Origin of the sequence: Pseudoalteromonas sp. NFXS39, from assembly GCF_040148775.1 — a bacterium.
GTDB lineage: Bacteria > Pseudomonadota > Gammaproteobacteria > Enterobacterales > Alteromonadaceae > Pseudoalteromonas > Pseudoalteromonas apostichopi.
The window spans coordinates 81,965-107,327 of sequence record NZ_JAGDEC010000005.1; the positions used below are offsets into that span (position 1 = coordinate 81,965).

Genomic DNA, 25,363 nt, shown 5'->3' on the forward strand with positions numbered 1-25,363 from the left:
CAAACTCTATTTACATTTAATTGCCGCTGTTGTAGCAAGTGCCTGCTGGTCCAAAATGGTGATAAACTTGCCCTCAACCTTAATAAAACCAGCCTTTTGAAAGCGACTTAAAAGGCGGCTAATTGTTTCAACAGTTAGGCCCAAGTAGTTACCGATTTCACCACGCGTCATAGTTAAACGGAATTCTTTACGTGAAAAACCACGCTCACCAAAGCGTTCAGCCAAGTTGTAAATAAAACTTGCAAGGCGCTCTTCAGCTGATTTTTTGTTGAGTAACAACAGCATTTCTTGGTCGTAGTTAATTTCATTACTCATTAAACGCATAATTTGTTGGCGCAATTTTGGTAATTTACCGGCTAATTCATCAAGCGTATCGAATGGAATTTCACACACCATAGATGTTTCAAGGGCTTGAGAAAAACTTTGATGTGCCATTTTGTTGATTGCATCGAAACCGACTAAATCGCCAGCTAAATGGAAACCGGTAATTTGCTCGTCACCTTGTTCAGATAGAGTGTAAGATTTAAACGAACCTGAGCGCACAGCATAAATGGCATTTAAGCTTTCACCAGATTCAAATAAATAATCACCTTTATGCAGTGGTTTTTTACGTTCGATGATTTCATCTAGACGATCCATTTCTTGACCGTTTAATGAAAATGGTAAACATAGCTGGCTGATACTGCAATTATTACAGCTAATTGTGCATAAGCCTTTTGACTTGTTTTGTGAGAAGTCCATACATCAAATCCATTCAAATAAGTTAACAACCGCTAAGATTAATGAATTAGCTTATCGGTTGCTATAATTAATAAGTATATACCGTACCATATTATTACGCTGCCTAGAATAACCCTAATCCAAACATGGTTGAAAATAGTGTTTATTTTTTGACTGACTAGACCAATACTAATCATTGCAGGAAATGTCCCTAAGGCAAAAAATAACATTACCCCAGCACCGTGAAGGGCAGAAGGGCTGGTAAGTGCCCAAGTTAGTGCCGAATAAACTAATCCACACGGCAGCCATCCCCATAAAGCGCCATACAACAGGGCCTTTGGCGTTGTATCGACAGGTAGTAAATAACGATTCAGTTTAGATAAATGCTGCCATACTAGCGTTTTTCCTAATTTTTCTAGCCACTGTAGGGTGGGCGCTAGGCGCATGATATAAATCCCAACAAGTAGCATAAAAATACCACTTAGAAACGATAAACCTACTGAGATAGAGGTATTTTGTGCAGCGAAGCGACTACTAATACCGGCTACTAGAGCACCGGCAAGCATGTAACTGAGCGCTCTGCCAAGGTTATAAGCAACAGAAAAGCGAACTGCACGATTTTTGCTAGCGGCAAGTTGTAAACTACTGGAAATACCACCACACATAGCCAGACAGTGACCACTGCCTAACAAGCCCATTACAAATGCACTAATAAACAGCGGATCAATCATTACTTTTGTTGTGCTGCTCTTTATCGTCTTCAAACAGGATACTGTGGCCCTGTTTGTTTAAATCAGAAAATTGTTCGCTTTTTACAGCCCAAAAGAACACACCAATAGCAATTAGCACAAATAAAATGGCAATTGGGATGAGGATGTAGATGATACTCATAGTTTTAATAACCTTAATGAGTTGGTAATAACCAAAATGGAGCTTGCAGACATACCAATAACGGCCATCCAAGGAGCTACAAGTCCTAGTGCTGCAAGTGGTAAAATCGAACCATTGTAAATAAGTGATAATGCCAAGTTTTGCTTAACAATACGGCGAGTCTTCTTCGAGACAGTAAGCAAATGTTCAATGGCGGTTAGATCACTATTGAGTAATACCACATCGGCACTATTTTTGGAAATATCGGCGCCAGTTTCCATCGCAATAGATAAATGGGCACTTGCAAATACCGGGCTATCATTCACACCATCACCAACCATAGCAACAATGGCACCTTTGCTAGCCAATGCTTCAACATGGGTTTGTTTGTCACGAGGGCTACATGCTGCATGTACAGTATCTAAATTTAACTGCTTTGCAATTTGCTCACCACTGTTTGAAGCATCACCAGTTAACATATGACACTTGAGCTGCTGTGAATGCAGTTTAGTAATCAATTTTTCTGCGTTGTTACGTAAGCTATCGGCTAGGTAAAAGCGCGCAACTACTTGTTTATTGATATACAAGGTTGCTTGAGCATCTGCTTTATCAGTATCGAACCAGCCACTTTTACCTATCGCATAGTGCTGATTATTAAGTTCTGCTGTAATGCCTTTACCCGGTTCGATTGTAACATTCTCAATTGGGTTCACTGTATCGTTGAAACCAGCGAATGCATTAGCAATCGGGTGCTCAGAGAAACTTTCAAGTTGCGCTGCTAGTCGTAATGCGTCAGCTTCACTATACTGGCTGTTTACTAGTTCAACTCGCTCTATAGTGAAACGACCTTGGGTAAGGGTGCCTGTTTTATCAAAGGCAATATCGGTTAGTTGCGGTAGCGTTTCTAATACATGGGCTTGTTTAATTAAAATTCCACGCTTTGTCAGGCTTGCTACTGCACACGTAAGGGCGGTAGGAATCGCTAAGCTCAGTGCGCAAGGGCAGGTTGCAACAAGCACCGAAATAGTAATCCAAAAAGCATGCTCAGGGTCTATTTGATACCAGCCAATCGCTGTAATTGACGCAAACACTAATAAACACGCTACAAACCACTGAGCCACCTTATCAGTTATTTCAACTAATCTTGGGCGTTTAGTTAAAGCTGTGTGTTGTAACTTTATAATTTGATTAAGTAAGGTATTTTGACCGATTTTGTTGATCTCAATACGGATCACACCATCGTGGTTAATAGTCCCTGCGTATACTTGATGGTTAATAAACTTATTAACTGGCTGATGCTCACCTGTCATCATGGCTTCATCAACAGTTGTTTGACCTTGTATAACGATACCGTCAGCAGGAATTGTTTCGCCTGCTTTAATTAATACAACATCACCTAGTCTTAGCTTTTTAGCTGCGATAATTGATTCTTGATTGTTTTCATCGATGATACGGGCTGTAAGGGGCAGTAACTTTTGCAAGTTAGCAGTAAACTCACTGGCTTTTAAGCGAGCTCTAAATTCTAAATATTTACCTAGTAATAATAAAAAGGTAAACATACAGATAGATTCAAAATAAACTTCGCCAACAGACATTAAAGTGGCATAACAACTTGCCCCATAAGCACCAAAAATTGCTAAAGATACGGGTAGGTCCATATTTAGCTGTTTTGCTTTTAAACCATTAATCGCATTAGTTAAGAATGGTAGGGCACTATAGAGAATTACCGGTGAAGCAAGCACAAGGCTTATCCAGCGGAAATACTGTTCGAAGTTTTCTTCCATGCCCGAGAACATGCCAAAATACATGGCAAAAGCGAACATCATTACTTGCATGGTCATTAGACCCGCAACACCTAAACGGCGGATATAGGCTTTAGCAGCTTGCTGTTTTTGGCTGGCCTCAAGGTCTGCCTGAAACGGATAAGCTTTATAGCCGATTTCGTGTAATGAGGTAATAATTTGGCTAAGCGGAGTAACCGATTTATCCCATTGGATCATGGCACGGTTGGTCGATGTATTTACATCAACGCGTTTTATCGCTTTTAGATTGAGTAATTGTTTTTCGATTAACCACGCACAAGCAGCACAGGTTATGCCTTCAACCGTTAGTAGCACCTCGGATAAATTATTAGAGGCAGAAATAAACTCGTCTTGAATATCTTCGTTATCGTAACTTTTGATCAACTCGAGTTGCTCTGGAACAAGTTGTTCAACTTTACCAGAGCGTACGGTTCTAAATTTATAGTAATCGGTCATGCCTTGGGCGACGATATTTTCTGCAACCGTTTGGCAACCAATACAACACATGGGTTGTGCCTTACCGTCTATTTCGACAGTCGCATTAAAGCCTTTTGGCACACTTTCAAGACAATGAAAGCAATTATCGGACATTAGAGTTTACTACTTATATTCAGGGCTAATCGAAATTGTTTTATCAGTTGGTAAAATGATGTCTTCTTTGAGTTTCCAACTGTTATCTATTGGTTCAATAAACACTGTATATGCGCCGTCAACATGAGCGTCGAGTAGGGCTGTAAAATCGCCATGGGCGTTTTTCATTAAGCTCACATCAAAGTCATTTGCCTTAATGGTGCGGTGATAAAATGACATTTTTAAAGAGTGGACATTGCTTGCATCACCTTTAGTGAAGGTGAATGCAACTTTGTCGTTAGTAACATTTAAATCGCCATGTAAATAAAGCGCTTTTGCTTTATTAAATTTGCTGAGTTCAAGGTTAATTGCTTTACCTTTTTTATAGTAATCATCAACAACCATATCTGGGCCGTTACCAATTGCCATATAAATAAGACCAGCGCAGCCAATGATCGCTGCAAGAGGAAAAGAGATTAAAAACCATGGCCAAAAGTTTTTATACCAAGGAGTGGGTTTCATAGTACTTATACCTTTAAAAACGTTGTAAGCATTTTATCGGATTTAAAAGCAAAAGACTAAAAAAAAGCCTCTAGATAGAGGCTTTTTTGATCTTAATTAATCTATTGAATTAAATGATTAATTGTTTATACATTTTTTTAACCGCGTGGTTATTTATCTTGCGATAAGCTGTAAACGTAAGCAGTTAGTAGGTGTACTTTATCTTCACCTAAAATGTCTTTCCATGCTGGCATTACACCTGCGCGGCCATTGGTTAGTGTTTCTTCAACAGCACGTTTTGAACCACCATATAACCAGATGTTATCTGTTAGATTAGGTGCACCAAATGGTAAGTTGTGCGCAACCGAACCTTTACCGTCAGCACCGTGACACGCAGCACACATTGCAAACTTAGCAGCACCTGCAGCAGCGTCTTTTTGGTTAACAGTACGGCCTGAAAGGCTAAGTACGTGAGCAGTCATTTCTTTAATGCCTTGCTCGCCAAGCGCATCACCCCATGGTGGCATCGCAGCTACACGACCATAAAGAAGTGTTTCTTTGATTTTGTCTGGTGTGCCACCATATAACCAATCGTTATCCGTTAGGTTAGGGAAGCCTTGACCACCACGTGCATCTGAACCATGACATTGTGCACAGTTTTGTGAGAACAAACGTTGACCAATCTCAAGCGCTTTTTCATCTTTAACTAGTGTTTCAATATCTTGTTTTGCAAATGACTCAAAGATTGGGCCAAAACGCTCATCAGCGGCAATAAATTCTTGGTCTAATTGAACGTTCTCACCATTAGCTAATGCTTGTTCAGTCGCTTCTTTAGACTCAGCTAGAGAAGTAATACCTTGGTTAGAACTTGTCCATTTACCTAAACCTTCCCAGTTACCTAAACCAGGGTAGGCTGCAAGATAGTATACAGACCAAATAAATGTTGCGAAGAACATGTAAGTCCACCATTTTGGAAGTGGGTTATTTAGTTCTTCAATGCCGTCAAACTCGTGACCACAGCTTTCGCCTTCTTTAACACCTGTGTAGTTTTTCAAGTTCCACAGAAGTAGGCCGAAGATGATAGCAAGACACGCTAGGGTTAATACAATAACCCATATACTCCAAAAGCTAGTCATTTCTCAGACTCCTTTTCCTCGTTAGAGATTGTGTTGTTGTGTTTTTTTTCATCTTCAAATATGGCATTAGCAGCGTCATCAAATCGGCTTTTGCTACGCTTGCTGTATGCCCATACAACAATCACAATAAACAGTACTAAAATTACCAGAGTCAAAATGCCTCTGTATGTTCCGTAATCCATAATAATTACTTCAAGTGTGTGCCAAGCTGTTGTAAGTAAGCGATTAGAGCTTGCATTTCAGTTGCGCCTTTACCATCGTTCATGGCTTCGATTTTCGCAATGTCAGCTTGTAGCTCTTCGTCACTACCATAACCTTTACCGTCGTAACGGTCGCTAGCTTTGTCAATTCCGAAGCTATCACGGAATATTTGAAGCTTTTTAAGTGTATGGGTCGTATCGACTCTGTTTTCGTCTAACCAAGGAAACGCTGGCATGTTTGACTCAGGAACCACTGCACGTGGATCCATTAAGTGAGCATGGTGCCAATCGTCTGAGTAACGCTCACCAACACGAGCTAGGTCAGGACCAGTACGTTTAGAACCCCATTGGAATGGGTGATCCCATACTGACTCACCAGCTACAGAGTAGTGACCATAACGCTCAACCTCGTCACGGAAAGGGCGAATCATTTGTGAGTGACAGTTGTAACAACCTTCACGCACGTAGATGTCACGGCCTTCCATTTCTAATGCTGTAAGAGGGCGTAGGCCATCAACAGGTTTAGTCGTATCGTCTTGGAACATTAGTGGAGTAATCTCAACTAGTGCACCAAAGCTGATTGCAAAGACAGTCAAGATAGCCATAAGGCCAACGTTCTTTTCGACTATTTCGTGTTTGTTTTGTGAATTATTATTGCTCATCGTGCTACTCCATTATGCCAATTGTGCGTCAGCGTCTAGTTGAAGCGAATCTTTCTTCGCAGCAATAGTACGATAAACGTTGTAAGCCATAATTAGCATACCTGTTACGATGAATACACCGCCTAGGAAACGCATTACATAGAACGGATACGAAGCTTCTAATGACTGTACAAAGCTGTACATTAACGTACCGTCTGAGTTTACTGCACGCCACATTAGACCTTGCATAACACCTGAGATCCACATTGCTACGATGTATAAAACAACACCAACAGTGTGTAACCAGAAGTGCGTGTTAACTAGTTTAACACTGTACATACGGCCTTGTGAGAATAGTGCAGGGATTAGGTGATAGATAGCACCGATAGAAATCATTGCAACCCAACCTAGTGCACCTGAGTGTACGTGACCTACAGTCCAGTCAGTGTAGTGAGAAAGCGCGTTTACTGACTTGATAGCCATCATTGGGCCTTCGAACGTAGACATACCGTAGAAAGATAGAGAAACAACTAAGAAACGTAGTACTGGGTCAGTACGTAGTTTATGCCATGCACCTGATAACGTCATGATACCGTTGATCATACCACCCCAAGATGGAACGAATAGGATAACTGACATAACCATACCTAAGCTTTGCGTCCAATCTGGAAGCGCAGTGTAATGTAGGTGGTGAGGACCTGCCCAGATGTACAAAGAAACAAGAGCCCAGAAGTGAACTACCGATAGACGGTATGAATAAACAGGGCGGCCTGCTTGTTTTGGTACGAAGTAGTACATCATACCTAAGAAACCAGCAGTTAATAAGAAACCAACAGCGTTGTGACCGTACCACCACTGAACCATTGCATCTACAGCACCTGCGTAGATAGAGTATGATTTAGTTAGTGAAACTGGAATTGCCATGCTGTTTACAATGTGTAAAACGGCAACAGTAATGATGAAACCAGCGTAGAACCAGTTCGCAACATAGATGTGCGATACTTTACGCTTGATTAACGTACCAAAGAATACAACTGCGTAAGTCACCCAAACAACGGCGATAAGAATATCGATTGGCCATTCAAGTTCTGCGTATTCTTTAGAGCTTGTGATACCTAATGGTAAGGTAATCGCTGCTAGTACGATAACAAGTTGCCAACCCCAGAAGGTGAAGGCTGCTAGTTTATCTGAGAAAAGGCGCGTTTGACATGTACGTTGTACGACGTAATAAGACGTCGCAAAAAGTGCACTTGTACCAAATGCGAAAATTACTGCGTTCGTGTGTAACGGACGTAGTCGAGAGTAAGTTAACCATGGTGTATCAAAGTTAAGTGCTGGCCAAGCTAATTGGGCAGCAATCAGAACCCCAACACTCATGCCAACGATGCCCCAAATCACTGTCATAATAGCGAATTGGCGTACAACTTTATAATTGTACTCAGTTTGTGATGCTACTGTTTGGCTCATTTTCTGGCTTCCGCTGCAATTAATGCGTTTTAGAAATGAATTACCCACTTTATTAAAAGTGGGGCCTACTATTACTTCACAAGCGTGTTACCTAAAGCCAACTTAGAGGTGCTAGCTTCAGAAAACAAACTCGAGAAACCCTTATTTTTGCGATGGAAATGATAAAATTTTTGACCTTAAAAAGATAGGTCAATTGCATAAAATTATGACATCAATCAAATTTTAGCGCTTTGTTGGTTATTTTTTGTCAGAGTTTGTATTTTTATTAGCTTATTCCATCTAGCATGGTTGTCTTTTCGCGGGTAGCTAATTAGTATCCGCTTTTATTTTATACAGGCAAATAGAGTGCGAACTAGTTTATTCACCGTGTTCCTTTTTAGTGTATTTTTAGCTGCATGTGATAGCCAAAGTATAGAAGAGGACAGAACAAGTACAAGTTGTGAGAACAATCGTCATTGTTATTACCCAAATAATGCAGAAGCTTGGCTGAGTAACCCAGACATCAGCCCGGAAACGCCCTTTGCAATTAACCTAAAGCTGCCAAACGGGGCCAAAAATCTAGCTGCAAAACTTGAAGGTATCACTATGTATATGGGATTCATCCCACTACAGTTTAAACGCAAAGGGCAGGTTTGGGTTGCTGACACTATGGTCGGAGCGTGTTCTGAACCTGTCATGACTTGGAAAATGACGCTTACTTATAACACTGCTGATAATCAGCCTCGTACTTTGTTTTATTATTTCGATTCAATTCAAACTCGCTAACACCAACCGCTATTTTTATTACTCACAGCTTCGAATTTCGCTGAAGCTGTGAGTAACGTCATTACCTTGTCATTTATTTATACTTTAATGCTCTTCATTAAACGTATTTTTATACGTTAGTTTCAAACTGATGGAACAAAAGTAAAAAATCATCCTCTAATTCACTGTTTAACAGGCTAACTTTGTCTATTTAGTTAATTTTAGTGAATAAGTATGGTTAGCAGTCTTACCAAGCTTTTACGGTTTTTATAACGTGGTGTGATCAACTTGTAAAAATTTCATTTGTAGCACTAATTGGGCTTTAGTTACACTTGATTACAAAGTGCGTGCAATTGATTTCAATCATGTTTTTTTTGCTACTAAAGAATCTTACCTTTCTGATATAGAAGTGTTTTTTTCTGTTAACATTGATACATCATGAAACCTTATTACCTGAAATGGGTCCGTCATTTTTGTGGTGTTTTTTATTTAATCTTCCATTCAGTTTTCGTTCAGTTAACTGAGCCTAAGTTGCCCTCCGCTGACTCGTGATTCTAATAATAACGAGCGCTACCTGATTAAAGGTAAATTTCCAACAAGTAGGGTTTTCACATGAAAAAATCAATTCTTGGTTTAGCTGTTGTTTCAGCAATCCCAATGTTTTCAAGCATGCAAGTTTTAGCTGCTGATGATGCAGCAGAGTCTATTGAAAAAATTCAAGTTACAGGTTCTCGCATTAAGCGTACCGATATGGAGACGTCTAGTCCTGTAACTTTAATCGGCGCAGATGACATCAAAGCAATGGGTGCATCAAGCATCGATGGCGTTCTACAAAAAATGACTGCAGCAAGCGGTGCGATGACTAACCCTGCTGTTAACAACGGTTCAGGCGGTAACGCACGTGTTGACCTACGTGGTTTAGGCGCACAACGTACTCTAGTACTAGTTAATGGTCGTCGTATGATCAACTCTGGTACTGGTGCAGCATCTACTGTTGACTTAAACACAATCCCAGTATCAATGATTAAGCAAGTTGAAGTACTAAAAGACGGCGCATCTGCTGTATACGGTACTGACGCGGTAGCTGGTGTTGTTAACATCATCTTAAAAGACGACTTCGAAGGTCTAGACATGAACCTTAACGGTGCTATCACTGGTGAAGGCGATGCGGACGAAACGTCTTTCGATATCACAATGGGTTCAAGCTTTGACCGTGGTAACGTTGTAATTGGTTTACAATACACTGACCGTGGCGATGCTTCTCAAGCAGACCGTGATTTCTCTGATTGTCCAATCGAAGAAGATTACGATAACGGTAGCTTCTACTGTGGTGGTTCTTCTTACACGCCTTTCGGTCACGTTTGGGCTGAAAATGCAAGCTTACAAGGTCAAGCAGATGGCGAGTGGCATGACTTCACTTCAGCAGGTGATGCTTACAACTACTCAGCAACAAGCTACCTTTACACGCCAATGCGTCGTTTAAACCTAACAGGTATCGGCCACTTTGACGTAACTGATGAAACGCGTTTAGTTTCTGAGTTCACTTACTCTAAGCGTTGGTCAACTCAACAAATGGCTCCACAGCCAGTATGGTTTGACTTCACTTATGATGCAGAAACAATGGGTGATTCACTTCTTTCTCACGGTGTAGCTGACGGTGAAGACATCTCTTACGGTCGTCGTATGACTGATGTTGGTCCTCGTGGTTATGAGCAAGTTGTTGACACAGTTCGCGCAGTAATCGGTCTTGACGGTGCATTCGACAATGGTTGGGGCTGGGATACTTCAGTAGTATTCGGTCGTAACGACTCAGTTGACCGCGCAACTAACCTACTAAACATGGGTTCAATCCAAGACGCAATCGAAGAGGGTGACTTTAACCCACTTGATCAAGCTGATTGGTCAGGTAGCAACCTTGCACAGTACAACTACACTGAAAACAATTCAGGTGGTAGCCAATTATTAGTTCTTTCTGCTGGCCTTAACGGTGAAGTAATGGAACTTCCTGCTGGTTACGTTGGTTTCGCTGCTGGTATCGAGCGTCGTGAAGAAAAAGCATGGTATGTTCCAGATTCACTAACTTCACAAGGTCTTGCAAATGACCCACGTGTTGAGCCAACTGGTGGTCGTTTTGACGTAAACGAAGCTTACGTAGAATTCGCTGTTCCACTTCTAGCTGATGCACCATTTGCACAAATGGTTGACTTAAGCGCTGCTGTTCGTGCATTCGATTACAGCACATTTGGTTCAGATGAGACTTGGAAACTAGGTCTAACATGGCGTGTAAATGACGAACTAATGCTACGTGCAGTTCGTTCAACTGCATTCCGTGCACCTACAGTATCTGAGCTTTACCAAGGTAAATCACCTTCATTCGAACAAGTAAACTTCCCTGGTGCACAAGACCAAGCTGAAGTAACTGTTGGTGGTAACGACCAATTAACTCCAGAGCTTGCTGATACAGTAACAGCTGGTTTCGTATACGCTCCAGAGTGGTTAGATGGTTTCTCAATGACTGTTGACTACTACGAAATTGAAATCGAAAACTCAATTTCAAGCGTAAACAACCAATACATCGTTGAAAACTGTCTTGATGCTTCTACGGGCGCATACAAGAACCAAGATACTGCACTATGTCAGTCTTCTGCAATCAACTTCAACCAAAGCACTGGTCGCATTAGCTTCAATAACCAATTACAAAACATTGGTAACGAATCTACTAAAGGTTACGACGTAAACTTCAAGTATGCATTTGAAGCTGCAGGTCTTAACTGGCGCACAGGTCTTGATGTAACTATCCTTGATGAGTACATCGTTGATTCAGGCACAAGCACAATCGATTACACAGGTCTTGTAACTTCAGGTATCGGTAGCTACGCGAAAGTTAAGTCTAACTTCACTCTTAACGCGTCTGGCGACAACTGGGATGCACAATACCAAGCACGTATGATCGACGGCTTAGACAGCTATGCATGTCTTGCTGACGATAGCGAATGTCTAGTACCAAGTGTTGGTACTGTTGTATACCACGACATCAGTGGTTCATACATCCTGAACGACACAGTGTCATTCTCTGCAGGTGTTAACAACTTATTCGATAAGCAAGCACCTTACTACTCAGGTAACAATGACTCAAACACTGACCCGTACACATACGATGTACTAGGTCGTCGTTTCTTCGCTGGTATGAACGTTAAGTTCTAATCTAGTTTGAAATGATTACTAAGGCCCAGTTTTTACTGGGCCTTTTTTATTGTCTGAAAGTATATCAACGCGTAAACTATAAGGGTACTTTTAACAAACGAGGCGATATTGCTTAAACAAGACGAAAACTTATCTTTTATTATCGAGCCTGAGCTTAAACCACGCACAGAGCAACGACTCGACCTATATTTCTCCATTCCGAATGAAATGAGTGTTAATCCACAAACACTGAGTGAAGAATCATTCTTTAATAACAATTTTAAATCGCATCTTGCGTATAACGCTAACAACATTCACTTACCCTTAGTGAGAAGTCGCTTTGTTAGTAAAAACAAAGGTGAACAGCAAGATTATCGGCAAAACTTAAACTTGTATTGTTATCAAGTTCGACTAGCGCTGAATGCCGATATTAAAGACACCCTAAAACACCAAGAAGCCGAAGAGTTTTATCCTGCCGCTATCGAATTGTGCGAGCAAACCAAAGGCTTGTTGAAAAAGCTAAGGCGCTATACCCCAGATGATGAAAAGCTACTGCCGTTTTATAAAAACGCCGATAACTACTTAAGTTGGCATGTAGAGCAGTCATTTTTGAAACTACTAGATGAAGGGCCGCGCAGTAGTGATTTTGCAAAAGAGCGCAGCGAGCTTTTAGAGTTTTGTAAAGCAGAAAACAGTTACCGAGAAGAACAAGAGTATAACTCGCAATCAACACTTGAAGATGCAAATCGTATCACTAATAAAATGCGTTTATTACAACGTTTAATTGAGCATGGGGTAGTGCTTACTCGTAGCACCCGTCATTTAAACAGTTATTTAAAACGTATGGTAAAGGGTACCGTAACTGCTGTGATCATGGCATTTGTGATGTTAGTTGTATTAAATGCGCGTTCAAATTTTACCGAAGTAACAGCGACGTTGATTTTAATCTTAGGTGTGATTTATGGCCTTCGTGAAATATTCAAAGAAGATATTACACGGGTGATCTGGCGAGCGATTGTTAGAGGCCGACCAAAGTGGCGCTTTCAGTTTAAAAACAGTATTACTAAAGAGAAGATCGCAAGCCAATACATTTGGCTTGAATACACAAGCTTTAAATGTATTCCGAAAGCTGTGAGAAAAATCTTTTCTAAGCGCCGGCATCAAAATAAACAGGCTGCACAGTGGCTACATTTTGCAAGTGAAACACATGTCAGTGCCAAGGCGTTTTTACCCGGATATGATACGCTTCAACAAACCATGCAATTTAGCTTGGCACCGTTTGCTCGCTACTTAAAGCGAGGCGAAGGTAAGCTCTATCATCTTGATAGCAATAAAATCTCTAAGAAAGCGGTAGAGAGGCGTTATCAATTAAATGTTGTATTAGTGTTTACCCAGAGCGAAGACGAGACTTTGTATCAGCGTTACAAGATTACGTTAAATCGCAGCAAGATTGTCAATATTGAGCGGATTTACTCGCAAACAGATATTCTGAAAGAAAAGATAAATGATGAATGATGAAAAAGGGTGGCCTTGGCCACCCACTAGGGTTTATTTAGCGTCTAAACCTGTTTTGCTGTAAAGCGATACTTTGTCTGACACTAGGGTAATTTCAATGTTTTTGTCTTTGTTACCCCAAATACAGTTAGTGTGTAGTGTTTTTTCTTCACACTTATCAGCAGAGCCTAAAATAGCTTCAACTTCAGTTTTATCCATGCCAATTTCAATTTTTTCGTAGTTTTCTAGACTTACTTTTGAACAGCCAGCTAAAGTAAGTGCCGCAGCAGCTGCTGCAATTGCCATATATTTTTTCATAATTGTATCCATTAATGGTTGTAGCGTCTTATTTGCAAGATCATACCCATACGAGGGTGATCAAAATAATGTATCTCGTTACTGATCACACGTTTAAATTGTGAAAAACGTGCTTTTTCATAATCACCGTTTTCTAGACGCTGACTAATATCAAAATCTGCATTTATAAATAGGTAGTGACGAACATAAATTTTCATTAAACCGTCTAATTCCCACTCAGGCACGTTTTGTAGCTGGTCGGGAATAAAACGTTCAGTAGGATCGATCAAACTGATAAAATCGTTATTTTCATTTTCAAGTGATCTTGTGTTTTTTGCTAAGTGTTCTCCAGCAAATAAGCGGATGCTTGGTGCACTTCTTTCACTCATTTCAGGAAAACGCCATCCTGTATGCAAAATAGGAGATAAGCCCTTTTTATCAAGCTGGTCTTTTTGATCAACAAACTGTAATTGCTCTGGTGCAATTAGATATATTTCGTCAGTATCTTCACGCGGTTCAACAACGGGTGTAACAGGCAGTTGATTATAACTAGCTAAAAAATCAACACTGTCATCACACACATTAGAATGAGGGTTGGTATTGACTAAAGAGTCGGTAAACGAATCAGAGCGAAAGCGGTTATCACCTTCAATACAAGCCTGTTTCGCTTGTGCTGTGTACGCAGGAGATAATATATCTTTGCTACGCTTAGCCTTGATTTCATCGTGTTTTAGACTGAAATCTTCTTGTAAGTAAGGAGCTGGGCGCTGTTTATAAATAAGAACTTCAATTTCAAACCAACGTGTTGCATATGATGAGCTTGTAAATAAGCAACAAAGCAATATTAAACTATTTCTAAACAACATTAATGGCTAACCTTTTTCTCAAAATCTGCAATCATTGCAGTGACCATTTTTAAGCGTTCACGAGCGTTGGCTTCGCTAATTGCAAAGCGCAGTTTGTTTGCGCCATCCATTTTATACACCTGCGGTGCACTTTGTATCAAACCAATGATGAAGCTAGGGTTAACCTTTGTATGCTGGCTAAACTCAAAATAGCCACCTTTCGGGTTTGCTTCAATCTTCTTAATGCCAAGATTACTTGCTTGTAGTTTTAATTGCTGCAAACTGAATAAGTTTTTCGTAGCATCAGGCAGTAGGCCAAAACGGTCAATCAACTCTACTTGTAATTCGTCCATGTCATTGAGATTAGCACAGCTTGCAATGCGTTTATAGATACCTAATCGCGCATTTACATCATGAATATAATCATCGGGTAATAATGCAGGTAGCTTTAAGTCAACTTCAGTTTGCTGGCCAAGTAAGTTCTCTAGGGTTGGCTCTTTGCCTTCTTTTAGCGAGTTTACAGCTTGCTCAAGCATCTCCATATACAAGCTAAAGCCAATGGTTTGCATTTGACCTGATTGATCGTCACCTAGCAGCTCACCGGCACCACGAATTTCTAAGTCATGGGTTGCTAGAGCAAAACCGGCTCCAAGGTCTTCAAGTGATTCAATTGCTTCAAGGCGTTTAACGGCATCTTTACTGAGTGATTTAGGGTTACCAGTGAGAAGATAGGCATACGCTTGGTGATGGCTACGGCCAACACGACCACGTAATTGATGCAGCTGCGCAAGGCCAAGCTTATCTGCTCTATCCATAATAATGGTGTTGGCTGTCGGTACATCGATACCTGTTTCGATAATGGTGGTACATACAATCACGTTATATTTTTGGTGATAAAAATCACTCATAATTTGCTCAAGCTCACGCTCGCGCATTTGGCCATGTGCTGTTGTTACGCTAGCTTCAGGAACCCATTCACTTATTTCTTCAGCAACTCGGTCGATAGTTTCAACATTATTATGTAAGAAATACACCTGACCACCGCGTTTAATTTCACGCAGAATTGCTTCGCGAATAAGTTCTGCATCTCTTTGTCTAACAAAGGTTTTAACCGCTAAACGTTTCGCAGGCGGTGTGGCTATGATTGACAGGTCACGCATGCCACTCATCGCCATGTTTAATGTACGTGGAATAGGGGTCGCAGTGAGTGTTAAAATATCGACATCGGCACGTAATGCTTTGATTTTCTCTTTTTGACGCACACCAAAACGGTGCTCTTCATCAACAATCAATAAACCAAGATCTTTAAATTGAATATCTTGTTGGATCAGTTTATGAGTACCAATAACAATATCTAATTTGCCCTCAGCCATTTTTTCAAGCGTGTCTTTTTGCTCTTTTGTTGAGTTGAAGCGTGATAAAACGCCAACTTCAATAGGTAAATCGGCAAAACGGTCTTTAAAGTTTTCATAATGTTGCTGAGCAAGCAGTGTCGTTGGCACAAGTACAGCAACTTGCTTGTTATCATTTACGGCAACAAAAGCAGCCCGCATGGCCACTTCTGTTTTACCAAAGCCTACGTCACCACATACTAAACGATCCATTGCCTGTTTACTTTGCATATCTCCAAGCACAGATTCAATGGCATTACGTTGATCATCGGTTTCTTCAAATGGGAAGCTGTCGCTAAACTGACGGTAAGCACTGCCATCAAGCTTAAACTTATTACCTGGTTTAGCTTGGCGTTTAGCGTAAATGTCTAATAATTCTGCGGCGACATCACGAACTTTTTCAGCGGCACGTTTCTTGGCTTTTTCCCATGCATCGGAGCCCAATTTATGGAGCGGGGCAGAGGCCTCTTCGCCACCAGAATAACGGCTAAGCATATGTAACGCAGAAACAGGTACGTATAGTTTTGCCTCGTTGGCGTAGATGATCGTAACAAACTCAGTAATCACACCGGCAGCATCAATTGTTTCAAGCCCTTGGTAGCGGCCTACACCATGATCAAGGTGAACAATTGGCTGGCCTTCACGCAGTTCAGCAAGATTACGAATAAGTGCATCTTGGCTGGCTTCGTATTTATGTTTACGACGTCTACGTTGCGATACTTTAATGCCTAATAATTCTTGTTCAGTGATAATGGTTAAACGGGGTTTACCGTCTAACACTACACTTTGTTCAAGTGGCGATACTATTAAGCCAACATCACTAGCACTATTTGTAAAATCGCTGAAAGACTCGAATTCTTTGAGCTTTAAACCACTTGGTTTTAATAGTGTCAGTAAAGATTCGCGGCGTCCGTCAGATTCAACCGACAGCAGTATGCGGCCTTTTTGTTTTTTCTCACTAGCAACATAGTTAATTAAACCTTGGTAAGGCTCATGTAGCTTATGATCTATACGTACGTTTGGTAGCTCTTTACTGGCAAGGTTTGTATGGCCTGCTTTAGTGCCTAGTTTCGCTTGAGATAAACGAATACGTGCGTATTTACCAAACTCACCAAAGAGTTCATTAACGCTTTGATATAGCTTTACAGGTTCAAGTAATGGTCTAAGTGGATCAACACGGCGGTTTTCATAGCGAACATTTACATCATGCCAAAATTGATCAGCAGCATGTTCAATATCGCCAAAATGCATAAACGTCGTATTGCTAGGTAAGTAATCGAATATAGTTGCCAATTCATCAAAGAACAGAGGCATATAATATTCTATACCGGCAGGCCACGTACCTTTGGTGACCTGCATATAAATTGAGTCTTGTTCAGAGCTTGCGCCAAATTGCTCACGATAATTGATACGAAAACGCTCAATGTCAGAGTCATTAGTTGGAAACTCATGAGCTGGCAACAGCTCAATTTTATCTACTTTTTCATCTGAACGCTGGCTTTCAACATCAAATAAACGAATGCTGTCGAGCTCATCATCAAAAAAGTCTAAACGGAATGGGTGAGGGCTACCCATAGGATACAAGTCAACGATAGAGCCACGGATAGCATATTCACCATGCTCCATCACTTGTTGTACATGCAAATAGCCTGCTTGTTCAAGATTTTCACGTAGAGTGTGCGTATCTAAGGTATCACCCACTTTAAAGTTAAGGGTTGACCCATAAATAAATGATGCTGGCGCTGTACGAAGCATCAAAGTTGATACAGGTACGATTAAAACACTTTGTTGTTCTTTTTTTAATGTGTTTAACGTGGCTAAGCGTGCAGAAATAATATCTTGGTGTGGTGAAAAATGATCATAAGGCAGCGTTTCCCAGTCAGGAAAGACCATGACTGGGTTTTCAGGCAATAGAAATTCTAACTCAGTTTCAAGGCGTAGGGCGCTTGGCGTATCTGGGGTGACTATCACAACCAGCTCGTTGTGTTGTTTTACACCTTCTGCGATGGCGATGCTAAGTCCGCTACCAGTAAGTTGTCCCCATTGAATTTTATCTTTCTCAGATTTTACCCAAGGCAATGCTGCCCATTGCGCAAACGCCATTTACTACTCCTTTAAACTGTTTTTACTGCTTAGTCTCGATAAATCTTAGTTAGGTCTTGATAGTGGTCGATACGACGATCACGAAGGTAAGGCCAAATTCGACGTATGTTTTCACTACGTGCTTGGTCTAATTCAACAACTAACAATTGCTCATCGCTGTTGTTAGCCTCGGCTAGAATCTCACCCTGTGGGCCCGCGATAAAAGAGTTACCCCAAAACTGAATACCTTCGCTTTGGCCGCTTGGATCACTTTCGTGGCCAACACGGTTACAGCTGATCACAGGCACGCCATTGGCAACGGCATGAGCGCGTTGTGAAATAACCCAAGCGTCTTTTTGACGTGTTTGTTCGTCTTTCTCATCGCGAGGGTCCCAGCCAATCGCAGTTGGGTAAATTAAAATCTCAGCCCCCGACATTGCCATTAATCGTGCGGCTTCAGGGAACCATTGATCCCAGCACACTAATACGCCTAATTTACCAACAGACGTTTGAATAGGCTGAAAACCTAAATCACCGGGTGTGAAGTAAAATTTCTCGTAAAAGCCAGGATCATCAGGAATATGCATTTTGCGGTATTTACCGGCAATGCTGCCGTCAGTTTCAAGTACCACAGCGGTATTGTGGTAAAGACCTGTCGCACGTTTTTCGAATAACGATGACACAATCACCACATTCAACTCTTTGGCAAGTGCGCCTAAGGTATCTGTACTTGGGCCCGGAATTGTTTCTGCTAAATCAAAAACGTCTACATCTTCGGTTTGGCAAAAATATAAACTACGGTGTAGCTCTTGAAGAACAATAAGCTTAGCGCCTTGGCTTGCTGCATCGCGTATACCTGCAATCGATTTTGCCATATTGTCTTGAGCATTATCGGTGTTTGATTGCTGAACAAGAGCAACCTTTAAATGCGTTGGTTTAGTCATTGTTTGTTCCTGCTAAAAAGCCGCGCGGTAATTGCATTGTAATACAGTGTAAGCTGCCAAATTGGTGAATAATTGGCAGGCAATTAATACCAACAACAGTGTGGTCTGGGTATGCTTTGGCAACCTGACCAAGTGCAAGTTGGTCGTGTTCGTCACCATAAATTGGCACTAAAACGGTTTTATTGATGATTAAATAATTAGCGTATGTGGCAGGTAGTCGGTCACCGTCTTCATTGAATACCGCTTTTGGCCAAGGTAAGGCAATAAGCTCATAGCTTTCACCGTTAGCGGTTTTAAATAATTGCAGTTGCTTTTCCATGGCATCAAGGGCAGCAAAATGTTCATCATTTTTATCATCACACTGCACATAAACTAGGGTGTTGTTTGGTGCAAAACGTACCAGCGTATCAATATGGCTATCGGTATCATCACCAGCAAGATAACCGTGATCAACCCAAAGGAAAGAAGTAGCCCCTAGTTGCTCAACAAGCGTTTGTTCTATATCCGCTTTTGTAAGTTCTGGGTTACGATTTGGGTTTAATAAGCATTCGCTGGTTGTGAGTAGCACGCCGTGTTCATTAATTTCAACGCCGCCGCCTTCAAGAACCAGCTCACTTTGCTGATAAGCATTTTTAGGATTAGCGACTTGCTTTACAAGCACTTGATTAATTTGGTTATCGAGATCACTTGCAAATTTATTGCCCCAGCCATTAAAAATAAAATCCATCACTTTTAATTGGCTTGCGTCATCAATATTCGCGCAGGTCAATGGGCCATGGTCACGTGCCCAGGTATCGTTACACGGTGTCACCACAAAGTGAATGCGACTTGCATCGACATCAGCTTTTGCAAGTAAAGCTGCAATATGTGTTTTTAGGGCATTATCATGGGCCACGATAACAACATCTTGTTGTTGGCTAATTGCTTGGCAAAGCGCTACATACACAGGCTCAACAGCGGTTAAATTTGCTGCCCAATCAGTGTCTAGATGAGGCCAAGTGAGCATAACGGCATCTTGCTCAGCCCATTCAGGTAAAAGTCTAAATTTCATGAAGGTAATAAACAAACTAAGGTGGGGCTAGTTTAGCATTTTAGCCATAGATGTCAGCTTTTTGTGCGCGATAAAGCGCGATTTTTAACTATCTTGCGGATTGTTTTCTTGTTGACGTTTTTTTAGTTGGCGTGTTTGTGCGTGTAAGGCCGCTCGAACGACTAAATCTTGGTCAGCATCACGAATAGCAGTAAACAATAACGTGTATTGATATTTATCATCATCGCATTTTTCAATCGCCACTAATTCGGTGTAGCAATAAATAGCAGACGCCTCATGTTGTAAAAACAACTTAGTGCGAAATGTTTGACCTAATTCATAGACCTCAGATGAGGTAAGCTTTACACCACCACCACCGTAACTGTCGCAATAGTTTGCGTTATCGTCTGGTTGCTCAGAGGCTAAGATATGACTCATGATTAAATCGATTTTACGAGACTGCGCCTGTAAAAACGCTGCTAATTCTTGTGCAACATCACCTAGATTACGTAGTGGTCGTAAGCTCGTTTGCTCAAGCTCATTTACTTCGTTGGCAAGTTTGAATAAAGCAGGAATATCGGCCTCGAGCTCAGCATTGGTTTTTGGCACAGCACTTGGTTCAACCGGGTACAAATTGACACGGTTGCTCTCGTTAATTTGAAAAAATTGTTCAAATTCGGCTAATTTTTGATTATTCATGCTGCACTCCACACATTTTTCCCTAATACTAGCGTTCGAAGCTGCAAATTGCTAGTAATCAAATAAGCAAAAAAAGGGCAAACTCATTGTTTGCCCTTCATTTTTTACAGATTACCCTCTTGGGTTTTGACATGTTCTTGTTGGTGATGGTGTGCTATTTCATCAGCAAGCTCTTGTCTTGAGCGTTTTTCAGTTAACTTACGTGCCGTTAACCAATAAAAGAACAGAGGTACAAAGAATACAGCTAAGAATGTGGCTGCCATCATACCGCCCATAACACCTGTACCAACACTATGACGGGCACCAGCGCCTGCACCAGAGCTAAGTACTAAAGGTACAACGCCTAAAATGAAAGCAAGTGAAGTCATGATGATTGGTCTAAAACGTAAACGTGCAGCCTCAAGTGCAGCAGTACTAGCGCTCCAGCCTTGTTGATGTTTCATTAAGGCGTATTCAACGATAAGAATCGCGTTTTTACTGGCAAGACCGAGTAGGGTGACAAGGCCAATTTGGAAATACACATCGTTTGTCATGCCAACCACCCAAACGGCTATTAGTGCACCAAAGGTACCAAATGGCAGGGCAAGCATTACAGACAGTGGTAATGACCAACGCTCGTAAAGGGCTGCTAAAATCAAAAACACCATGATCACTGCAAGTCCTAAGGCAATCCCTGTGGTACCCGAACTGCGCTTTTCTTGGAATGCAGAGCCCGTCCATTCGTAGGTCATATTTGGCGGTAAGACAGCTTCTGCAATACGTTCAACTTCAGCGATAGCTTGACCCGAACTGAAACCAGGTGCTGCATTACCCATTAGTTTAACTGCTGGTAAGTTGTTATAACGGTTTAAGTTTTCAGGGCCACGGCTATACTCGATAGTGGTAAAGGCTGAAAGCGGCACCATAGTACCTTGGTTGTTTTTAACATAGATACGGCCAATGTCATCAGGTTTCATTCTAAATTCAGCATCTGCAGACATTAGGACTTGCCATGCGCGGCCAAATTTATTGAAGTCGTTGACGTAATAAGTACCTAAGTTACCTGCAAGGGCGGTGAACGCATCATCAATTTCTACACCCATGGCACGCGCTTGTTCTCGGTCAACATCAACACGAAGTTGCGGTGCATCAGGGCGCCAAAGAGTTTGCAGGCCGCTGATGATTGGGCTCTTTTGCGCTTCTGCTGTCATTAACTGCATCGCTTGTTGAAGTTTGTCTGGGTCGCTATCGCCTTTGTTTTGAATGTAAAATTCAAAACCACCAGTGTTACCTAAACCAAAGATAGCAGGTGGATTAAAGGCAAGTACGAGTGCTTCTTTAATACCCGCCGTTTTCATGAATAGCTCTTGCACAAGTGCTTTGGTATCAACTTCGCGTTCATCCCAATGCTTTTGTGTCACGAATAAAGTCGCAGCACTATTTTTGTAACCACCGCCGATAAAATCAAAGCCTGTAAACGCAACAACGTTTTCGTTAGCTGGGTTTGATTGTACTGCTTTTACAACTTGTTGCGTTACTTCCTCGGTACGCTCAAGTGATGAACCGTCAGGTAAAAAGATTGCAGAGATGTAATAACCTTGGTCTTCATCGGGTACAAGCGAGCCTGGGGTGTTTTGCCAAAGGCCAATCGTTGCAGCAATCATACCCGTCATTAAGATTACACCTAAAAGACCGCGGCGCACCATAAAACCAACAGCCCCCACATAACGGCCAGTTATCTTGGTAAACATAGCGTTAAACCATAAGAAGAAGCGGGCTGTTTGCTTGTGTTCTTGTTTCAAAATAAGTACACAAAGAGCAGGCGTCATCGTTAGGGCGACCACGCCCGATAAACTCACAGCAATCGAAATAGTAATAGCGAACTGACGGAATAACTCACCTGTTAAGCCACCTAAAAACGCAATTGGCACAAACACAGAACACAGAACCAGAACGATAGCTACAACAGGGCCACTTACTTCACTCATAGCTTTGACAGCTGCGTCTCTGGCACCGAGTCCTTCTTCATGCATAATACGTTCAACGTTTTCAAGTACCACGATGGCATCATCAACAACAATACCAATCGACAACACCATGCCGAATAAGGTGAGTGAGTTAATTGAATATCCCAGCATATACATGCCGGCAAACGTGCCAAGTAGCGATACTGGCACTGCAAGGGTAGGTATTAGGGTAGCGCGCCAGTTTTGTAAGAATAAATACACCACTAAGAATACCAATACCATGGCTTCAAGCAGTGTTTTTACTACTTCACGAATTGATACTTCAACAAAACGGGTTGTGTCGTACGAAGTTAAATGTGCAAGTCCAGTAGGGAATTGGCTTTTCATTTCTTCGATAACACTATTTACTTCTTCAGCTACATCAAGAGCATTGGCACCCGGTTGCAAGAAGATACCTAATAGTACTGCTTCTTTACCGTTAATTGTCCCTTTGAAGTTATAATCTTTCGAACCTAGCTCAACGCGTGCTACGTCTTTTAAGCGTAAACTACTGCCATCGGTATTTGAACGAATAATGATATTTTCAAACTGTTCAGGCTCAGACAAACGACCTTGTGCAGTCACACTGTAAACGAGCTCTTGTGGAGATTGAGTAGTTGGTGTCGCACCAATTTTACCTGCAGCGTATTGCGAGTTTTGTACTCGGATTGCCCCTGCTATTTCTTCAACAGTAACCCCTAGCTGGCTCATTACATCTGGGCGTAGCCAAATACGCATCGCGTAATCTTTAGCACCAAAAATTTGCACACTGGTGGTGCCCGGAATACGTTTAACACGGTCAAGCACGTTCATGGTGACATAGTTTGAAGTCCATAAACTCGAGCGTGTACCGTCAGGAGAGTAAAAGGCATGCACTTGTAAAAAGCTAGAAGAGCCTTTTTGGACAACCACACCTTGGCGACGAGTTTCTTCAGGTAAACGCGCTTCAACCTGCTTTACACGGTTATTCACGTTTACAGCTGCTTGGTCCACATCAGTACCAATTTCAAAGGTTACTTCGATGGTGGTCGAGCCTGCACTCGTTGAAGTCGATGACATGTACATCATACCTTCAACACCAGTAATGGCATTTTCTATCGGTGTGGCAACCGTTTGCTCAAGTACACTGGCGGATGCACCCGGATAGGCTGCGGTCACTTGTACAACCGGAGGCGCAATTTCAGGATATTGCGCTACAGGTAAACTGCGCATCGCAGCAAGGCCCGCAAGCACAATAACAATAGATATAACAAACGCAAAAATGGGTCTGTCTATAAAGTAACGAGAAAACATAAGACTCCCTGTGCTTATTCTGCGTGGCTTGAGTTAGCGGCTGGCTTGCCAACATTTACTGGCATACCCGGGAAGAAAATACGCGCCATGCCATCAACAATAACTTGGTCGCCTTCTTTTAACCCACTGCGAATTAACCAAAAGTTTTGGTATTGCTCGTTTTCTGGTTTTTTGATCCATTCACCCACAGTGACAGGGGCAGGTAACGCGACATCCATACCTTGCTCGTTTTTACTTACAACATAAACGAACTTACCCGTGCCGTTATCGAGCACTGCACGTTGCGGAACGATGAAAGCGTTTTTACGTACTGCACCACTTAACTCAACGCGAACGAATTGGCCCGGGCGAAGTTGAAAATCTGGGTTAGGAATAATTGCCTGAAACTCACTGGTACCTGTGTTTGGATTAATACGCACATCAGAGAAGTTAACTTCACCGGTTTGTCCGTATAAAGAGCCGTCTTGGAGTTTAATTTGTGTTTTCCAGTGGCCTTGCTCAGGTAACGTCAGTGAGCCATTTTTAACATCTTGACGCATTTGCAGTTGTTCACGCTCAGATAAGCCAAAACGAATACGAATAGGGTCAAACTGAGTCATTTGAGTCAGTAGTAAATCTGGGCCAGAAACATAGGTTCCTTCCGAGACAAACTCACGTCCCATTACACCTGCGACAGGGGCTTTCACTTGCGCATATTCAAGATTAAGCTGGGCTTCTTTTAACGCAACCTTTGCAGCGGCTAAATCAGTTTTTGCAATATCATTAGCTGAACTAGCGTTATCGTAATCGCGTTGTGAAACAGATTTTTCGGCACGTAGTTTAGCTAATCGTTTAACGTCACGATCAGCTTGAACAAGCGCTGCTTTTGCACCATCAAGTGCAGCTTGCGCACGATCAACCGCAAGTTGGTAAGGTTCAAGATCAATAGTAAACAGAGATTGGCCTTGTTCGACACGCTGACCTTCTTCAAAGTTACGTGATTCAAGGATTCCGGTAACACGGGCTCGAACTTCAACTTCTTTTGAACCAGACAGCGTTGCTGGCAGCTCAATAGTAAAAGGTGCATCGTGTGTTTCCATAGTCATAGTAGCGACAGCTGCTGGGTGCATTTGACCCTGTTGCTGCTCTGGCGCTTCAGAACAACCTTGCAGTAGCAAGGGTGCAGACACAAGTAACAACGCAGATAATGATAATTTGGCAGGTGCGAAAGGCAGACGCATGTTTACTCCACAGTCCAATTGTTAAGTAGGTATGCATAGAAATAGTCAAACAAACACGAAAGACGAAATTATGCATATTCATTTGTCGTTTAGTTTATACCCAAAAAAGAAAAAGGTACACCCTGTAGTTTACTTTTTATTTAAAACCAAAAGATGACTTAATTTAGCCCGTCACTAAGTCGCTTAATGTATTCAAACTAAAAACCGATTTAGTAGGTGGAAGTTAATAAAAAATATAGCCAAATAGTG

The 25,363-nt window shown here is 41.7% G+C and carries 20 protein-coding genes; 3 read left to right on the plus strand and 17 right to left on the minus strand.

Annotated elements, in window-relative coordinates; genetic code table 11:
- Positions 1–6: 6 nt before the first annotated feature.
- The 9 genes from J3455_RS10725 to ccoN all read right to left on the minus strand — a co-directional run bounded on the left by J3455_RS10725 (position 7) and on the right by ccoN (position 7,907).
- Entirely contained in the window at positions 7–741 is a 735-nt protein-coding gene (locus tag J3455_RS10725; RefSeq protein ID WP_130051651.1) for an FNR family transcription factor, read from the minus strand.
- A gap of 38 nt (positions 742–779) precedes the next feature.
- On the minus strand, positions 780–1,451 hold the full coding sequence (locus tag J3455_RS10730) for a sulfite exporter TauE/SafE family protein (protein WP_250661937.1): 672 nt from the start codon (positions 1,449–1,451) through the stop codon (positions 780–782).
- Positions 1,444–1,611, minus strand: a complete 168-nt coding sequence (ccoS, locus tag J3455_RS10735; RefSeq protein WP_058551123.1) for a cbb3-type cytochrome oxidase assembly protein CcoS — start codon at positions 1,609–1,611, stop codon at positions 1,444–1,446. Before ccoS ends, J3455_RS10730 begins: the two co-directional genes overlap by 8 nt.
- Entirely contained in the window at positions 1,608–3,983 is a 2,376-nt protein-coding gene (locus J3455_RS10740; RefSeq protein WP_130051649.1) for a heavy metal translocating P-type ATPase, read from the minus strand. The genes ccoS and J3455_RS10740 overlap by 4 nt, the downstream gene beginning before the upstream one ends.
- A gap of 9 nt (positions 3,984–3,992) precedes the next feature.
- The gene (locus J3455_RS10745; RefSeq protein ID WP_130051648.1) at positions 3,993–4,484 is read right to left on the minus strand and encodes a FixH family protein; all 492 of its coding nucleotides are present in this window, start codon (positions 4,482–4,484) and stop codon (positions 3,993–3,995) included.
- Positions 4,485–4,633: 149 nt separating this feature from the next.
- On the minus strand, positions 4,634–5,599 hold the full coding sequence (ccoP, locus tag J3455_RS10750) for a cytochrome-c oxidase, cbb3-type subunit III (protein WP_130051647.1): 966 nt from the start codon (positions 5,597–5,599) through the stop codon (positions 4,634–4,636).
- The gene (locus tag J3455_RS10755) at positions 5,596–5,781 is read right to left on the minus strand and encodes a cbb3-type cytochrome oxidase subunit 3 (RefSeq protein ID WP_062569269.1); all 186 of its coding nucleotides are present in this window, start codon (positions 5,779–5,781) and stop codon (positions 5,596–5,598) included. Before J3455_RS10755 ends, ccoP begins: the two co-directional genes overlap by 4 nt.
- Positions 5,782–5,786: 5 nt before the next feature.
- Positions 5,787–6,461 (minus strand): cytochrome-c oxidase, cbb3-type subunit II, encoded by a 675-nt coding sequence (ccoO, locus tag J3455_RS10760; RefSeq protein ID WP_130051646.1) that lies wholly within the window; start codon positions 6,459–6,461, stop codon positions 5,787–5,789.
- A gap of 12 nt (positions 6,462–6,473) precedes the next feature.
- Complete coding sequence (gene ccoN / locus J3455_RS10765) at positions 6,474–7,907, minus strand: cytochrome-c oxidase, cbb3-type subunit I (protein ID WP_130051645.1); 1,434 nt, start codon at positions 7,905–7,907, stop codon at positions 6,474–6,476.
- A 345-nt stretch (positions 7,908–8,252) separates the two neighbouring features.
- Here ccoN and J3455_RS10770 point away from each other — a divergent pair, with 345 nt between their 5' ends.
- From J3455_RS10770 to J3455_RS10780, 3 genes are all read left to right on the plus strand, one after another.
- Positions 8,253–8,672: a hypothetical protein gene (locus J3455_RS10770; protein WP_349561711.1), complete on the plus strand. Its 420-nt coding sequence runs from the start codon at positions 8,253–8,255 to the stop codon at positions 8,670–8,672.
- A gap of 591 nt (positions 8,673–9,263) precedes the next feature.
- Positions 9,264–11,855 (plus strand): TonB-dependent receptor plug domain-containing protein, encoded by a 2,592-nt coding sequence (locus tag J3455_RS10775; protein ID WP_130051643.1) that lies wholly within the window; start codon positions 9,264–9,266, stop codon positions 11,853–11,855.
- A 108-nt stretch (positions 11,856–11,963) separates the two neighbouring features.
- On the plus strand, positions 11,964–13,349 hold the full coding sequence (locus tag J3455_RS10780) for a hypothetical protein (RefSeq protein ID WP_349561712.1): 1,386 nt from the start codon (positions 11,964–11,966) through the stop codon (positions 13,347–13,349).
- 33 nt (positions 13,350–13,382) lie between these two features.
- On the opposite strand, the gene J3455_RS10785 is transcribed toward J3455_RS10780, so the two are convergent.
- From J3455_RS10785 to J3455_RS10820, 8 genes are all read right to left on the minus strand, one after another.
- Entirely contained in the window at positions 13,383–13,646 is a 264-nt protein-coding gene (locus J3455_RS10785; protein ID WP_130051641.1) for a DUF3862 domain-containing protein, read from the minus strand.
- 11 nt (positions 13,647–13,657) lie between these two features.
- Positions 13,658–14,491: a CsiV family protein gene (locus tag J3455_RS10790; RefSeq protein ID WP_130051640.1), complete on the minus strand. Its 834-nt coding sequence runs from the start codon at positions 14,489–14,491 to the stop codon at positions 13,658–13,660.
- On the minus strand, positions 14,491–17,964 hold the full coding sequence (mfd, locus tag J3455_RS10795; protein WP_256854465.1) for a transcription-repair coupling factor: 3,474 nt from the start codon (positions 17,962–17,964) through the stop codon (positions 14,491–14,493). Before mfd ends, J3455_RS10790 begins: the two co-directional genes overlap by 1 nt.
- Positions 17,965–17,993: 29 nt before the next feature.
- Positions 17,994–18,887 carry a carbon-nitrogen hydrolase gene (locus J3455_RS10800; protein WP_130051638.1) on the minus strand — a complete coding sequence of 298 codons (894 nt, stop codon included), beginning with the start codon at positions 18,885–18,887 and terminating at the stop codon, positions 17,994–17,996.
- The gene (locus tag J3455_RS10805; protein ID WP_349561713.1) at positions 18,880–19,938 is read right to left on the minus strand and encodes an agmatine deiminase family protein; all 1,059 of its coding nucleotides are present in this window, start codon (positions 19,936–19,938) and stop codon (positions 18,880–18,882) included. Before J3455_RS10805 ends, J3455_RS10800 begins: the two co-directional genes overlap by 8 nt.
- 84 nt (positions 19,939–20,022) lie before the next feature.
- Positions 20,023–20,616, minus strand: coding sequence for a PilZ domain-containing protein (locus tag J3455_RS10810; protein ID WP_130051636.1), 594 nt, complete (start codon positions 20,614–20,616; stop codon positions 20,023–20,025).
- A 104-nt stretch (positions 20,617–20,720) separates the two neighbouring features.
- Positions 20,721–23,894, minus strand: coding sequence for an efflux RND transporter permease subunit (locus J3455_RS10815; RefSeq protein WP_130051635.1), 3,174 nt, complete (start codon positions 23,892–23,894; stop codon positions 20,721–20,723).
- Between the two features lie 14 nt (positions 23,895–23,908).
- Positions 23,909–25,114: an efflux RND transporter periplasmic adaptor subunit gene (locus J3455_RS10820; RefSeq protein WP_130051634.1), complete on the minus strand. Its 1,206-nt coding sequence runs from the start codon at positions 25,112–25,114 to the stop codon at positions 23,909–23,911.
- Positions 25,115–25,363 lie beyond the last annotated feature (249 nt).

Bases quoted from the DNA above. Each gene is read 5' to 3' on its own strand.
- J3455_RS10725 (WP_130051651.1), bottom strand. From the start codon at position 741: ATGGACTTCTCACAAAACAAGTCAAAAGGCTTATGCACAATTAGCTGT.
- J3455_RS10730 (WP_250661937.1), bottom strand. From the start codon at position 1,451: ATGATTGATCCGCTGTTTATTAGTGCATTTGTAATGGGCTTGTTAGGC.
- ccoS (WP_058551123.1), bottom strand. From the start codon at position 1,611: ATGAGTATCATCTACATCCTCATCCCAATTGCCATTTTATTTGTGCTA.
- J3455_RS10740 (WP_130051649.1), bottom strand. From the start codon at position 3,983: ATGTCCGATAATTGCTTTCATTGTCTTGAAAGTGTGCCAAAAGGCTTT.
- J3455_RS10745 (WP_130051648.1), bottom strand. From the start codon at position 4,484: ATGAAACCCACTCCTTGGTATAAAAACTTTTGGCCATGGTTTTTAATC.
- ccoP (WP_130051647.1), bottom strand. From the start codon at position 5,599: ATGACTAGCTTTTGGAGTATATGGGTTATTGTATTAACCCTAGCGTGT.
- J3455_RS10755 (WP_062569269.1), bottom strand. From the start codon at position 5,781: ATGGATTACGGAACATACAGAGGCATTTTGACTCTGGTAATTTTAGTA.
- ccoO (WP_130051646.1), bottom strand. From the start codon at position 6,461: ATGAGCAATAATAATTCACAAAACAAACACGAAATAGTCGAAAAGAAC.
- ccoN (WP_130051645.1), bottom strand. From the start codon at position 7,907: ATGAGCCAAACAGTAGCATCACAAACTGAGTACAATTATAAAGTTGTA.
- J3455_RS10775 (WP_130051643.1), top strand. From the start codon at position 9,264: ATGAAAAAATCAATTCTTGGTTTAGCTGTTGTTTCAGCAATCCCAATG.
- J3455_RS10785 (WP_130051641.1), bottom strand. From the start codon at position 13,646: ATGAAAAAATATATGGCAATTGCAGCAGCTGCTGCGGCACTTACTTTA.
- J3455_RS10790 (WP_130051640.1), bottom strand. From the start codon at position 14,491: ATGTTGTTTAGAAATAGTTTAATATTGCTTTGTTGCTTATTTACAAGC.
- mfd (WP_256854465.1), bottom strand. From the start codon at position 17,964: ATGGCGTTTGCGCAATGGGCAGCATTGCCTTGGGTAAAATCTGAGAAA.
- J3455_RS10800 (WP_130051638.1), bottom strand. From the start codon at position 18,887: ATGACTAAACCAACGCATTTAAAGGTTGCTCTTGTTCAGCAATCAAAC.
- J3455_RS10805 (WP_349561713.1), bottom strand. From the start codon at position 19,938: ATGAAATTTAGACTTTTACCTGAATGGGCTGAGCAAGATGCCGTTATG.
- J3455_RS10810 (WP_130051636.1), bottom strand. From the start codon at position 20,616: ATGAATAATCAAAAATTAGCCGAATTTGAACAATTTTTTCAAATTAAC.
- J3455_RS10815 (WP_130051635.1), bottom strand. From the start codon at position 23,894: ATGTTTTCTCGTTACTTTATAGACAGACCCATTTTTGCGTTTGTTATA.
- J3455_RS10820 (WP_130051634.1), bottom strand. From the start codon at position 25,114: ATGCGTCTGCCTTTCGCACCTGCCAAATTATCATTATCTGCGTTGTTA.